9 protein-coding genes are annotated in these 13,635 nt (G+C 72.7%); 5 read left to right on the top strand and 4 right to left on the bottom strand.

What is annotated here, in order from left to right:
- Positions 1–100: 100 nt before the first annotated feature.
- The 3 genes from Q5694_RS22290 to Q5694_RS22280 all read right to left on the bottom strand — a co-directional run bounded on the left by Q5694_RS22290 (position 101) and on the right by Q5694_RS22280 (position 5,470).
- Positions 101–3,142, bottom strand: coding sequence for an alpha-mannosidase (locus tag Q5694_RS22290; protein WP_333934986.1), 3,042 nt, complete (start codon positions 3,140–3,142; stop codon positions 101–103).
- Positions 3,143–3,195: 53 nt separating this feature from the next.
- Positions 3,196–4,536 (bottom strand): 6-phospho-beta-glucosidase, encoded by a 1,341-nt coding sequence (locus tag Q5694_RS22285; RefSeq protein WP_333934985.1) that lies wholly within the window; start codon positions 4,534–4,536, stop codon positions 3,196–3,198.
- 169 nt (positions 4,537–4,705) lie between these two features.
- The gene (locus Q5694_RS22280; protein WP_333934984.1) at positions 4,706–5,470 is read right to left on the bottom strand and encodes a DeoR/GlpR family DNA-binding transcription regulator; all 765 of its coding nucleotides are present in this window, start codon (positions 5,468–5,470) and stop codon (positions 4,706–4,708) included.
- Positions 5,471–5,620: 150 nt separating this feature from the next.
- On the opposite strand from Q5694_RS22280, the gene Q5694_RS22275 reads away from it, so the two are divergent.
- Genes Q5694_RS22275 through Q5694_RS22255 form a run of 5 tightly spaced genes read left to right on the top strand, consistent with a single transcriptional unit; the run spans position 5,621 to position 12,718 of the window.
- Positions 5,621–6,661, top strand: coding sequence for a carbohydrate kinase family protein (locus Q5694_RS22275; RefSeq protein WP_333934983.1), 1,041 nt, complete (start codon positions 5,621–5,623; stop codon positions 6,659–6,661).
- A 38-nt stretch (positions 6,662–6,699) separates the two neighbouring features.
- A complete protein-coding gene (locus Q5694_RS22270) occupies positions 6,700–7,989 on the top strand; it encodes an extracellular solute-binding protein (protein ID WP_333934982.1) in 1,290 nt (429 codons plus the stop codon).
- Positions 7,986–8,945: a carbohydrate ABC transporter permease gene (locus Q5694_RS22265; protein ID WP_333934981.1), complete on the top strand. Its 960-nt coding sequence runs from the start codon at positions 7,986–7,988 to the stop codon at positions 8,943–8,945. Before Q5694_RS22270 ends, Q5694_RS22265 begins: the two co-directional genes overlap by 4 nt.
- Positions 8,946–8,960: 15 nt before the next feature.
- Entirely contained in the window at positions 8,961–9,800 is an 840-nt protein-coding gene (locus tag Q5694_RS22260) for a carbohydrate ABC transporter permease (RefSeq protein WP_333934980.1), read from the top strand.
- Positions 9,797–12,718, top strand: a complete 2,922-nt coding sequence (locus tag Q5694_RS22255; protein ID WP_333934979.1) for a glycoside hydrolase family 2 TIM barrel-domain containing protein — start codon at positions 9,797–9,799, stop codon at positions 12,716–12,718. Before Q5694_RS22260 ends, Q5694_RS22255 begins: the two co-directional genes overlap by 4 nt.
- 54 nt (positions 12,719–12,772) lie before the next feature.
- Here the strand turns inward: Q5694_RS22255 and Q5694_RS22250 are convergent, their stop codons facing one another.
- Entirely contained in the window at positions 12,773–13,624 is an 852-nt protein-coding gene (locus Q5694_RS22250) for an oxygenase MpaB family protein (protein ID WP_333934978.1), read from the bottom strand.
- Positions 13,625–13,635: the final 11 nt, after the last annotated feature.

The following is a 13,635-nucleotide window of genomic DNA, read 5'->3' as shown; positions in this document are numbered from 1 at the left end:
TGTCGCATCGGGTGATCGGAGGCGCCGGCCACCGCGTGGACGCCCCCGTGCACGATGATCCCCGACTCGGCTTCGGTGCGCCACGGTTGCACGGCCGTGGTCAGCCCCGGCGCAGCCGGAGGGTGAGGATCTGGAAGGGCCGCAGGACGAGAGCGACACCGCCGTCGGTGGTCTCCGCGTCCTCGAGGGGGCGTTCGAGCAGATCGGTGATCCGCGCCCCCGCCAGCGGGAATCCGGTGCGCAGGACGCCTTCGGCGCGGCCGCCGCGCGACTCGTAGAGCCGGACGACGACGTCGCCGGAGGTGTCGTCGGCGAGTTTGACCGCCTCCACGGTGATGCCCTCGCCCTCGACGGAGACGACCGGCTCCGGTGCTCCGGCCGCATCGGCCGTCAGCAGCGGCAGGTTGAGGGCGTAGCCCTCGGCGACGGCGTCCTCGATGCGGGCACCGGGCAGCAGCGCGTAGGCGAAGCGGTGGCGGCCCTGGTCCGCCTCGGGGTCGGGGATGCGCGGGGCGCGGACCAGACTGAGGCGGACGGTGGTCGTGGTGCCCCCGTCCTCGCGGACGGTGCGGGAGACGTCGTGGCCGTAGGTGGAGTCGTTGACGAGTGCGACGCCGTACCCGGGTTCGCCGATGTGCACCCAGCGGTGGCCGGACACCTCGAAGCGGGCCGCCTCCCAGGTGGTGTTGGTGTGGGTGGGGCGCTGGACGTGGCCGAACTGGATCTCGGCGGAGGAGTGCGGGGCGCGGATGTCGACGGGGAAGGCGGCCTTGAGGATCTTCTCCGTCTCGTGCCAGTCGATGTCGGTCTCGAAGTCGATGCGGGGGCTGCCCGCTCGGAGCGTGATGGTCTGGGTGATCCTCGAGCCTTTGCCGAAGTCCCGCTCGACGCGGATCGCGCCGCTCAGCGGGTGCTGCTCGGCGACGGTGACGGACGAGGCGTCCAGGAGGTCGGTGTAGCGGTTGTTGTAGTGCTTGTCGATGTCCCAGGCGTCCCAGTGGTTGGGCAGGTCGGTGTGCAGGCGCAGCAGGTTGCCCGGCTCGGCCAGCACCTCGCGTCCGGCGCGCAGGTCGTACACCGACGCCAGGGTGCCGTCCTCGGCGACCCGGACGCGGACGAGTCCGTTGTCGAGGGTCAGCCCGTCCACCGTCACGGGGTGCGGGGGTTCGGCCGGGATGAGGGGCGCGGAGCCGGACGCGGGGACCTCCACGTACACGGGTGTGCCGTCGGCGGTGCGGACCACTTCGGCCCGGTCGCAGGGGCTGGTGTTGAACACGCGGGGCCCGCCCTCGCCGAGCGCCGTGACCGCGTGGGCGGTCAGCGCCCGCAGCTCCTGGGCGACGCGTGCGTATTCGGCCTCGGCCTCGCGGTGCACCCAGGCGATGGAGGAGCCGGGCAGGATGTCGTGGAACTGGTGCAGCAGCACGGTCTTCCACAGCCGGTCCAGCTTCTCGTACGGGTAGGCGTAGTCCGGCGCGTGCAGCGCGGCCGTGGTCGCCCACAGCTCGGCCTCGCGCAGGAGGTGCTCGGAGCGGCGGTTGCCCTGCTTGGTGCGGGCCTGCGAGGTGTAGGTGGCGCGGTGCAGCTCCAGGTAGAGCTCGCCGACCCACACGGGCGCGTCCGGGTACTCCGCGCGGGCCTTGGCGAAGAAGTCGTCGGGGTGTTCGACGACGACCTTGGCGGAGCCCTCCAGGTCGGCCAGCCGCCGGGCGCGTTCCATGATCTCGCGGGTGGGGCCGCCACCGCCGTCACCCCAGCCGAAGGGGGCCAGGGAGCGGGAGGCGCCGCCCTTCTCGGCGTAGTTGCGGACCGCGCGGGCCATCTCCTCGCCGCTGAAGCGGGCGTTGTAGGTGTCGACGGGCGGGAAGTGGGTGAAGATGCGGGTGCCGTCGATGCCCTCCCACCAGAAGGTGTGGTGGGGGAACCTGTTGGTCTGGTTCCAGGAGATCTTCTGGGTGAGGAACCACTCGTTGCCGGCGAGCTTGGCGAGCTGCGGGTAGGCGGCGTTGTAGCCGAAGGAGTCCGGCAGCCACACGCCCTTGGTCTCGATGCCGAAGTGGTCGATGAAGAACCGCTTGCCGTGCACGAACTGGCGGGCGACGGCCTCTCCGCCGGGCAGGTTGCCGTCGGCCTCGACCCACATGCCGCCGACCGGCACCCACTGTCCCTTCTTCACCGCCTCCTGGATGCGGGCCCACACCTTCGGGTAGTGGTCGCGGACCCACTCGTACTGCTGGGCCTGGGAGCAGGCGAAGACGAAGTCCTCGTACTCCTCGGCCAGGGACGTCACGTTGGAGAAGGTGCGGGACGTCTTGCGCTTGGTCTCGCGGATCGGCCACAGCCAGGCGGAGTCGATGTGGGCGTGGCCGACGCCGGAGACCGTGTGGGCGCTGGCGTGGGCGGGCTTGGACAGCACCGGCTTGAGCGCCTCGCGCACCGCGGCGGCCGAGCCGGAGACGTCGTCGAGGTCGAGCAGGTCCATGGCCCGGTCGAGGGCGTGGGCGATCTCGTGCCGGCGCGGGTCGTGGGCGCCGAGTTCCACCATCAGCTCGCGCAGCACCTGCACGTCGAGGTCGAGGTGCCAGACCTCCTCGTCGAGGACGGCGATGTCTGCCCTGCGGAAGGTGTAGAGGGGCCGGTCGCCGGCGGTGCGCTTGTCACCGAGGGGCGTGGGCCTCGCGAAGTCGTCGGCGAGGATGTCCGGGTTGGAGGCGGCCTCGACCAGGTAGTCCACGGTCTCGCCGCCCTGCGCCGGGCCGGCGATCGCCACGTACTGGTTGAGGGGGTTGACGGCCTTCAGGGGGGTGCCGTCGGTGAGGTGGACGAGGGCCTCGGCCTGGTTGCCGGGCCAGTCGCCGACGAAGCCGAGGTCGATGACGGCCTCCACGCGGCGGCCGGCCCACTCCTCGGGGACCCGGCCGCGCATGCGGAACCAGGTGGTGCCCCAGGGCGGGCCCCACGGGGTGCCCATCGCGAAGGGCGCGTAGGAGGCGGCGGCCGCCTCCTCGAACGGGACCGGTTCCCCCGGCGCCTGCCACGCCTCCACCTCCAGGGGGGTGGTGGCCGCGTAGACGGCGGTCTTGATGCGCTGGTCGTGAAGGCGCTGCACGCGCTCCTCGATGCGGCGGCTCTCGTCGTGCATGGGATGTCTCCAGGAAGCGGGGCGAGCGGGGGAAAACGCTTACTGAGCGGGCTTCACCTGAGGTACGCCAGCCCGGGATGGACCTCGGTGTAGCCCTCGACCAGCCTGCGGGCCACGTTCACGGAGTCGACGAGGGGGTGCAGTGCGAAGGCCTTCACGGCCGTCGCGCGGGACCCGGTGCGGGCCGCGGCCAGGACCTCGCGCTCGACGGCCTTGACCGCGCAGACCAGCCCGGTGGCGTGGCCGGGCAGCGGGTCGACGGCGACGGGGTGGGCGCCGTTGGCGTCGACCAGGCAGGGCACCTCGATGACGGCCTCGGTGTCGAGCACCGACAGGGTGTGCCGGTTGCGGACGTTGAGGATCAGGGTGGTGCGCTCGTCGCGGGCGATGGCCCGCATGAGGGCCAGGGCGACCTTCTCGTAGCCGCCGGACAGGTCGTCCTCGTCGCGCTCGCCGGCGCCGGCGCTCTCGCGGTTCTCGGCCATGTAGGTCGCCTCGCGCTCGGCGCGGGTGTCGTCCCAGACCCGCAGCGCGGAGGTCTGCGGGTCGGCGACCTCGGCGTAGAAGCGGGCCTGCTGGTCGCGCAGGAAGGCGCCGCGGGTCCTGTCCGCCCGCCGGTAGGCGCTGACCGTCTCGCGGTTGAAGTAGTAGTAGTGCAGGTACTCGTTGGGGATGGCGCCGAGGGAGCGCAGCCAGTCGGTGCCGAAGAGCTTGCCTTCCTCGAAGGAGCCGAGCAGCGCCGGATCCTCGAGCAGGCGCGGGAGTTCGTCCCGGCCGGCCACGCGCAGGCCGCGCACCCAGCCGAGGTGGTTGAGGCCGACGTAGTCGATGAACGCCTCGCCCGGGTTCCTCACGCCCAGCACGCGCGCGATGCGGCGGCCGAGGCCGACCGGGGAGTCGCAGATGCCGATGACACGGTCGCCCAGGTGGCGGGACATGGCCTCGGTGACGAGTCCGGCCGGGTTGGTGAAGTTGATGACCCAGGCGTCGGGGGCGAGCCGGGCCACGCGCCGCGCGATGTCCTCGGCGACCGGGACCGTGCGCAGGCCGTAGGCGATACCGCCCGCGCCGACCGTCTCCTGGCCGAGGACGCCCTCGGCCAGGGCGACGCGCTCGTCGTCCGCCCGGCCTTCCAGGCCGCCGACGCGGATCGCGGAGAACACGAAGTCGGCGCCGCGCAGCGCCTCGTCGAGGTCGGTGGTGGCGCTCACCCCGGGGGCGTCGGGGACGCCCGCCGCCTGTTCGGTGAGGACGCGGGTCACCGCCGACAGCCGTCCGGCGTCCAGGTCGTGCAGGACCACGCGGGTCACGCGGCCCTCGGCGTGGTCCGTCAGCAGAGCCCCGTACACCAGTGGCACGCGGAAGCCTCCGCCGCCCAGAATCGTCAGTTTCACCGGGTTCCTCCGCCTCGGTTGGCTGCGCGCGGCGCGTCGGAAGACCCGGGTGCGCCCCGCCTCGTTCGACTTGCTCGGCCGCGGACCCGCCCGGGCCCGCCGGCCGGGGACCGGAGGGGCCGTGGCGCACCGCACGTGACGGGCGCCCGGACCGCTGCCGCGGGGGCGTTCACGTCCGGGCCCTTCCCGCCACGACGACCTCGGCGCCCGCCTCCTCCAGGGAGGTCCGCGTCACGGGGTCGACCGGCTCGTTCGTCACCACCGTGTCCAGTTCCTCGGGGCCGCAGACCTTCGCCATGCCGTGCCCGGGGAACTTCGCCGCGTCCGCGAGCAGCACGACCTTCCCGGCGGCCCTGATCATGGCGCGCTTGACCGGGACCTCGACCACCGTGGTGTCCATGACCTGGCCGCCGGGCCGCACGCCGCTGGTGCCGAGGAAGAGCCAGTCGGCGTGCAACTGGCGCAGGTTGTCCTCGGTGAGGAAGCCGACCAGGGAGCGGTACTCGCGGCGGACCATGCCGCCGAGCAGGACCAGTTCGATGCCCTCGTCGTCGGCGAGTTCCTCGTAGACGACCAGGTTGCTGGTGATCACGGTGAGCCGGCGGCCGTGCAGCTGCCGGGCCAGGCGGTAGGCGGTCGTGCCGATGTCCAGCAGGACCGACTGGCCGTCGGTGATCATGGCGGCGGCGCGTTCGGCTATCGCGTCCTTCTCGGTGACGCGCACCTCGGCGACCTCCGCGAAGGGCTGGTCGCCCTCCTCGACCACCGCGCCGCCGTGGACGCGCGTGAGCAGGCCGTCCTCCTCCAGCTTCACCAGGTCGCGCCTGATGGTCGCGGGGCTGACGCCCAGCTGCCCGGAGAGGTCGGTCACGGCCGCGGGGCCGCCGGAGCGCAGGGCCCGCAGGATGAGTTGGTGTCGTCGTTCAGCCAGCACGCCGTGCACATTACTCGTCATCTCCGCGCATGGCCATGCTCATTTCTGCTCGGGTATTGACCAATCTCGCTTCATCGGCGCACGATTCCGCTCACCGAGATGAAGAGTTCTGACGAACTCCGTCAAAGCCCTGAGCGAGAGGACGCATCCGTGGACGACGACCGGCCCGATGTGCTGCTGACCGGGCTGCTCTTCTACGACCTCGTCCTCACCGGGCTGGGCAAGCCGCCGACACCGGGTGAGGAGATCTGGACCAGGGGCATGGGCTGCGGCCCGGGCGGCATCGCGAACCTGGCCGTGGCCGCCTCCCGCTTCGGCCTGAGGACCTCCCTGGCCACGGTCTTCGGCGACGACTTCTACGGCGCGCACTGCCGCGAGGTCCTGGCCGCGCGGGAAGGGGTCGACCTCGCGCTCTCCCGCACGGCCGACGGCTGGCCGACCCCGGTCACCGTCTCCCTCGCGTACGGGCACGACCGGGCCCTCGTCACCCACGGCCAGGACCCGCCGTTCTCGCAGGACGTGCTGATGGAGGACCCGCCCGCGGCGCGGACCGCCCTGGTGCACCTGGAGGCCGAGCCGCGCGAGTGGCTCGCCCGGGCCGCGGCGAGCGGCACGCGGATCTACGCCGACGTCGGCTGGGACCCCACGCAGCGGTGGCCGGCGGCCCTGCTGGACCAGCTGGCGCTGTGCCACGCCTTCCTTCCCAACGAGGCCGAGGCGACGGCCTACACCCGCACCGACAGCGCGGTGGCCGCCCTCGGCGCGCTCGCCGAACTGGTGCCGGTCGCCGTGGTGACGCGGGGCGGCGCCGGGGCCGTCGCCGTCGACCAGCTCACCGGCGAGTACGCCGACGTCCCGGCCCTGGACACCGACGTCCTGGACGCCACCGGCGCCGGGGACGTGTTCGGCGCGAGCTTCGTCGCCGCCTCGCTCGGCGGCTGGCCGCTGGCGGAGCGGCTGCGGTTCGCGGTGCTCACGGCCGGGCTGTCCGTCCGCGAGCACGGCGGGGCTCTCGCGTCCCCCGGCTGGTACGGCGTGGACCGCTGGTGGCGCGCGCTGACCGACCCGGATCTCCGGCGCGCCTACGGCTTCCTCGCCGACCGGCTCCCGCGGGACCCGGGGCCCGCGCCCGCGCACGCCCCCGTCACCCCTCCCGCACGACAGCACTGCCTCCCCCACGTGCCCCTCTGAAGCGAAGTCACGAACAGATCCGAAAGGCGGTGGGAGCTGTGCGGCTCTCACGAAGAGGCCTGCTGCGCGCGGGCCTGGCCGGTACGGCCGCCACGGCGCTGGGCGGCCTGGCGGCCGGCTGCGCCGTGCCGACCGGCTCGACCGGCCGGAACATGGTCCTGTGGTACTGGAGCGGCGGTCTGAGCGACACCGTCGTGCAGGAGGCCAGGGCCCGCTACGGCAAGGACGTCGGCCTCAAGGCCCAGCAGATCGGCGGCTACTACCGGTCCAAGCTGATCACCACCCTGGCCGGCCGCGCCCACATCCCCGACATCGCCGGGCTCAAGGGCGAGGACATGGCCTCCTACCTGCCCAACGCCGACCAGTTCGTGGACCTCAGGACGCTGGGCGCCGAGAAGCTCAGGAGCCGCTACCTGGACTGGAAGTGGCGGCAGGGCGTCGCCGACGACGGCAGCCTGATCGGGTTCCCCATCGACGTGGGCCCGGTGGTGCACTACTACCAGCCGGCCGTGTTCGACAGGGCCGGGCTGCCGCACGAACCGGCCGACGTCTCACGGGAACTGGGCACCTGGGAGCAGTTCTTCGCGGCGGGCGAGCGGCTGCGCAGGCGGGTGCCCGGGGCGTTCCTGCTGACGGACGTCGGCAGCGTCTTCGAGATGTCGCTGGGGCAGGGCACCACCCGGTTCGTCGACAGGGACCGGCACTTCATCGGGGACGGCGAGCACGTCCGCGCCTGCTGGGACCGTGCCGTGGAGGCCAAGCGGCGCGGGCTCGTGTCGGACATCGTCAGCGGCACCCCGGACTGGAACTCGGCCGCCGAGCGGGGGCTGCTGCCCAGCCAGCTCAACGCCTCCTGGGCGGCCGGTGACATCAAGCTCGGTCTGCCGAGGACCAAGGGCAGGTGGCGGGTCGCCGACTGCCCGGGCGGCCCCTCCAACGTCGGCGGCTCGTTCCTGGCGATCACCAAGGCGTGCCGGGAGCCCGAGCGGGCCTTCGAGATCATCACCTGGATGCTCGACGCGGACAACCAGGCCCAGGGCTTCGTCGACGCGGGCCTCTTCCCGTCGACCCCGGCCTCGTACGCGATGCGCAAGCTGCGCGAGCCGGACCCGTTCTTCGGCGGCCAGATCACCATGGACGTCTACGGCCCGGCGGCCGAGAGGATCCCGGTGGCCTACAACAGCCCGTACGACATCGCGCTCGGGCAGCCCGTCCGCGACGAGATCAAGAACGTCGGCGTCCTCGGCAAGGACCCGGAGCAGGCCTGGAGGGACGCCATGGGCACGTGCCGGCGCATCGCGGACCACCTGGGGGTGACGTACGGATGACCACCGCACCCGTCGTCGACACGCCCGCGGTCAGCACCGGGACCCCGGTGGTCCCCCGCAGGAAGGGCGTGCTGAGCCACTGGCGGCTGTACGCCGCGATCTCCCCGTTCTACCTGCTCTTCCTCTGCTTCGGCCTGATACCCGTCGGCTTCTCGCTGTACCTGTCCTTCCACCGCTGGGACGGCCTGGGCGAGATGGAGTGGGCGGGCCTGGCGCAGTTCCGCTACCTGCTCACCGACGGGGGCTTCTGGAGCTCCATCGGCAACACCCTGATCATCTGGGGGCTGGCCACCTTCCCCATGATCTTCCTGGCGATGGTGACGGCCGTGATGCTCAATTCGGCGGTCCGCCTGAAGAACGTCTACCGGTTCGCGTACTTCCTTCCCAACGTCACCTCGGTCGTCGCCGTCGCGATCGTCTTCGGCTCGGTGTTCTCCACGAACTTCGGCCTGATGAACGCCCTGTTGCAGGCGGTCGGACTGGACCAGGTGGCGTGGCTGAACACGCCGTGGGGCATCAAGGTCGCCGTCGCGACGCTGATGACCTGGCAGTGGACCGGCTACAACGCGATCATCTTCCTCGCCGGACTCCAGACGATCCCGAGCGACCTGTACGAGGCGGCGCGCATCGACGGTGCCGGACCGGTGCAGACGTTCTTCCGGGTCACGCTGCCGCTGCTGCGGCCCACCCTGCTGTTCGTGCTCGTCGTCTCGACCGTCACCGGGTTGCAGAGCTTCGCCGAGCCGCAGGTGCTGCTGCAGACCACGGCGAACGAGTCCGCGTTCTCCGGCGGCCCCGGTCACGCCGGCCGGACGATGGTCCTCTACTTCTTCCAACAGACGTTCGACAACAACGACTTCGGCTACGGCGCCGCCGTGGCCTGGGGCATCTTCCTCGTCGTCGTCCTCTTCTCGATCATCAACTGGCGCCTGGTGCAGCGCCGGGGCGAAGACTAGGGAGGCACGCACACCATGGCATCCATCCAGGGTTCCCGCGGCCGGGGCGTCGCACTGCACGCGGTGCTCGTGCTCGGTCTGCTGCTGTCGGCGTTCCCCTTCTACTGGGCCGTCATCATGTCGACGCACACGTCGACGGAGATCTTCTCCTATCCTCCGAAACTGCTGCCGGGCTCGCACTTCACGGAGAACGTCCGCCACCTGTTCGACACCGTCGACTTCTTCGGGTCGCTGTTCAACTCCCTGCTCGTCGCCGTCTCCGTGACGGTGCTGGTGCTGTTCCTCGACTCGCTCGCGGCGTTCGTCTTCGCCAAGTTCGCCTTCCCCGGCAAACGGGCCCTGTTCGCGCTGCTGATGCTCATCTTCATGGTGCCGATGCAGCTCCAGGCCATCCCGCAGTTCGTGATCATGGCCAAGCTGGGCTGGATCGGGTCGATGACCTCGCTGATCGTGCCGGCGGCGGCCAACGCGTTCGGCATCTTCTGGATGCGCCAGTACATGAGGAGCGCGGTTCCCGACGAACTGATCGACGCCTCCAAGCTGGACGGGGCGGGCTTCCTGCGCCAGTACTGGCACGTGGCGCTGCCCGTGGTCCGTCCCGGGCTGGCGTTCCTCGGCATCTTCACCTTCATGAGCCAGTGGAACGACTACGCCTGGCCGCTGATCGCCCTCACGAATCCCGACAACGTCACCCTCCAGGTCGCCCTGTCCCAGCTCAACGGCACGCACGGCACGACCGACTACGGCATGGTGATGACCGGCGCGCTGCTCGCCCTGATCCCCCTGCTGGTCGTGTTCGCGATCGGTGCCCGGCAGATCATCGGCGACCTCGCCAAGGGGGCCGTCCGCGGATGAGCGACCCCCTGATCGCCCTGCGCCCCTGGGAGGCGCCCGAGGTGACCTCCTGGGGACGGCTGCCGATGCACGCCGTCGACCGGCGTCCCGGGGCCGTGCTCCTCGACGGGGACTGGCGGTTCCAGTTGCTGCCCGCTCCCGGCGCCGCGCCCGGCCGGGACTGGACCTCGGCGCACGTGCCGGGGGTGTGGACCCTGCAGGACACCGGCGACCTCCCCCAGTACCTCAATGTCCGCATGCCGTTCGGCGAGTTCCCGCCGTCCGTGCCGTCCGCCAACCCGACCGGGGTGTACGAGCGGGACGTCGACGTGCCGGCCGGATGGACCGGGCGGCGGATCGTGCTGCAGGTCGGGGCCGCCGAGAGCGTGCTGCTGGTGCACGTGGACGGACGGCCCGCCGGGATCTCCAAGGACTCCCACCTGGCCGCCGAGTTCGACCTGACGGACCTGGTGCGCCCCGGGGAACGCGCGACGGTGCGCCTGACCGTCGTGAAGTGGTCGGACGCCTCCCACATCGAGGACCAGGACCAGTGGTGGCACGGCGGCATCACCCGCTCGGTGCTGCTGTACGCGACCGCGCCGCTCCATCTGGCGGACGTGACCGTGCGGGCCCGGCGGGACGGCGACCTGCGCGTGGACTGCCGGGTGCGGGACGCGGACGGGGCGCTGCCCGGGGGCTGGTACGTCAGCGGCGAGCTGGACGGGCGACCGCTCGTGCAGGACGCCGGGTTCGACCGGGCCAACGCCGAGGACGAGCGCGTCTCCGCCTTCCTCGGCGAGGCCCGGCTGCGGGCCGTCGTACCGGACGTGCGCACCTGGACCGCCGAGACGCCCGAGCTGTACGGCCTGACCGTGCGCCTGCACCGGGCCGACGGCACGGTCGCCGACACCTCGCGGCACCGGATCGGCTTCCGCGACGTCGAGATCAGCGGCCGGGACCTGCTGGTCAACGGCGAGCGCGTGTTCGTCCGGGGCGTCAACCGGCACGACTTCCACCCGCTGACCGGGCGGACGGTGCCGTACGAGGACATGCGCGCCGACCTCGTGCTGCTGAAGCGGTTCGGGTTCAACGCGATCCGCACCGCGCACTACCCCAACGACCCGGCGCTGTACGACCTGGCCGACGAACTGGGCCTGTACGTCGTCGACGAGGCAGACATCGAGTCGCACGACCACGCCCACGAGATCGCCGACGACCCGCGCTACCTGGGCGCGTTCGTGGACCGCGTGTCCCGGATGGTGCTGCGCGACAAGAACCACCCGTGCGTCATCGTCTGGTCGCTGGGCAACGAGTCCGACTACGGGGCCAACCACGACGCCGCCGCCGGCTGGGTGCGCCGCCACGACCCGACCCGCCCGGTGCAGTACGAGGGCGCCGCCAGGCGCGGCTGGGCCGACCCGGACGTGGCGTCCGACATCGCGTGCCCGATGTACGCCCCGCTGGAGGAGTGCCTGGCGCACGCCAGGTCGGGCACGCAGACCAAGCCGCTGATCCAGTGCGAGTACTCGCACGCCATGGGCAACAGCAACGGCACGCTCGCGGACCACTGGGCCGCCATCGAGGCCACGCCGGGCCTTCAGGGCGGGTTCGTCTGGGAGTTCCGGGACCACGGCATCCTCCAGCGGGTGAGCGACGGCAGACCGGCCGGGCGCGGGGGCGCCGGGCTCCACCACCGGGGTGTCGCCGCGCCCGGTCACCGCTGGGCGTACGGCGGCGACTTCGGGGAGAGCGACCACGACGGCGCCTTCATCGCCGACGGCGTCGTCTTCCCCGACCGCACCCCCAAGCCCGTGATGTACGAGCACCGGGAGATCGCCGCGCCGGTGCGCATCGAGTGCTACCGGCACGAGGGCGTCGTCCTGGGCAACCACCAGCACTTCCGCGGCCTGGACCGGCTGTCGGCCGAGTGGGAGCTGTCCCTGGCCGACGGCGGCACGCTCACCGCGCCCGCCGAGCTGCCCGATCTGCGGCCCGGCCAGACGGCGGCGGTGCCGCTGCCCTTCACGGTGCCGGCGGAGGGCGGGGAGGCGTGGCTGACCCTGCGCGTCACGACGGCGGCCGACGAGCCGTGGGCGCCGCGCGGCACCGTCGTCTGCCTGCCGCAGGTGCGGCTGCGGGCGGCGGCCCCGGTCCGGCACACCCCGGCGCCCGGCCGGACGGTCGAGGTCGACGACCACGGCCTGCTGGTGCATCCGCTGCTGACGGCCGCACCCACGCTGTCCCTGTGGCGGGCGCCCACCGACAACGACGAACTGGGCGGCATGGCGGCCCGCTGGCGGGACTGGGGGCTGCACGCTCCCGTCCGCGAGCTCGTCTCGGTACGGCGGGACGCCGGCCGTGTGACCGTGGTCGCCGACCACGTGTGCACGGGCGGGACCGTCCGGCACGAGCAGGTGTTCACGGCGCTGGCGGACGGGCTGCTCGTCGAGGAGCGCGCCGAGCTGCCCGGAAGCCTGTACGACGTGGCCCGGGTCGGGTCGGTGTTCGAGACGGTGGCCGGGCCCAGCCTGCTGGAGTGGTTCGGGCAGGGCCCCTGGGAGTCCTACCCCGACCGGGCCGGGGGCGCGCCGGTGGGTCACCACGCCCTGCCGGTGGACGAGCTGTTCACGCCGTACCTGCGGCCGCAGGAGAGCGGCGGACGGCACGGGGTGCGGCGCTTCAGGCTGTCCGCGCCGGGCGCGCCGGGGCTCCAGGTGCGGCTGGACCGGCCCCGTCAGGTGTCCGTGACCCGGTACCGCGCGGCGGACCTCGCCGCGGCGGCGCATCACGACGAACTCGTGCCGCGTGCCGGGTGCGTGGTGCACATCGACGCGGCGCACCGCGGCCTGGGCACGGCCTCGTGCGGGCCCGACACCTTCGCCTCCTACCTCGTCCCGCCCGGTGTGCACCGCTGGAGCTGGATACTGCGCACCGGCTGAGGCGCCCGCGCACCGCAGCACCGGCGTGCTCCGAGGCGGGCGGCGGCTGTGGGGTCAGGTCGTCCGGGGCGGGGTCATCGCCCAGCGGATGGTCCGGGTCAGGGCGAGTCCGGCGGGGCGTACGGCGAGGTCCTCGACGACCGGGACCCGGGGCAGCCACAGCAGGGTGCGGGCCCAGGGCGGCAGCGCGGTGACCGCGTTGGCGACCAGCCCGCCGTAGAAGGGCCGTACGGCCAGCGGCAGGGGCGGCCGGAACAGCAGGAAACGGGCGGCCGCCCGGGCTTCGGGCGTGGCCCGCAGCTCGGGCCGGTAGGCGGCCAGGCGCTCGGCCAGCTCGCGGCGGTCGCGCGGCGGGTCGACGGCCCCCAGCGCCTCGGCGACCCGCGCGGTGTCGGCGACGTAGGCGTCCTGGCCCGCCGCGTCCAGGGGCCGGGCGCCGTAGCGCGCGTGGGCGCGCAGGAAGCTGTACGCCTCGGCGGCGTGCACCCAGCCGAGCAGGTGCGGGTCGGCCGCGTGGTACGGCTCGCCGTCGGCCGTCGTCCCGCGGATCCGCTCGTGGATGGCGCGTACCTGGTCGACCGCCTGCTGCGCGTCCTCGGCGGTGCCGTAGGTCGTCACGGCCAGGAAGGTGCTGGTGCGCTGCAGCCGGCCCCACGGGTCGCCGCGGTAGCCGGAGTGCCCGGCGACGGCCGCCATCGCCAGCGGGTGCAGGGACTGCAGGAGCAGCGCGGTCAGGCCGCCGATGAACATGGAGGCGTCGCCGTGGACCGTGCGGATCGGCCGGTCGGGGCCGAACCAGCGCGGCCCCGGCGTGTCGTGGATGCGGGCACGCGTCTGCGGCCCGCCCGGTCCGGCGACCCGGCGGAACAGGGCCTGGCCCAGTTGCTCGCGGACCTCGGTCAGCACGACCGGCCTCC

It is taken from the genome of Streptomyces sp. AHA2 (assembly GCF_036857595.1).
Classification (GTDB): Bacteria; Actinomycetota; Actinomycetes; order Streptomycetales; family Streptomycetaceae; genus Streptomyces.
The sequence above is the reverse complement of the archived record's forward strand: the minus strand, read 5'-3'. Positions and strand labels throughout refer to the sequence as shown.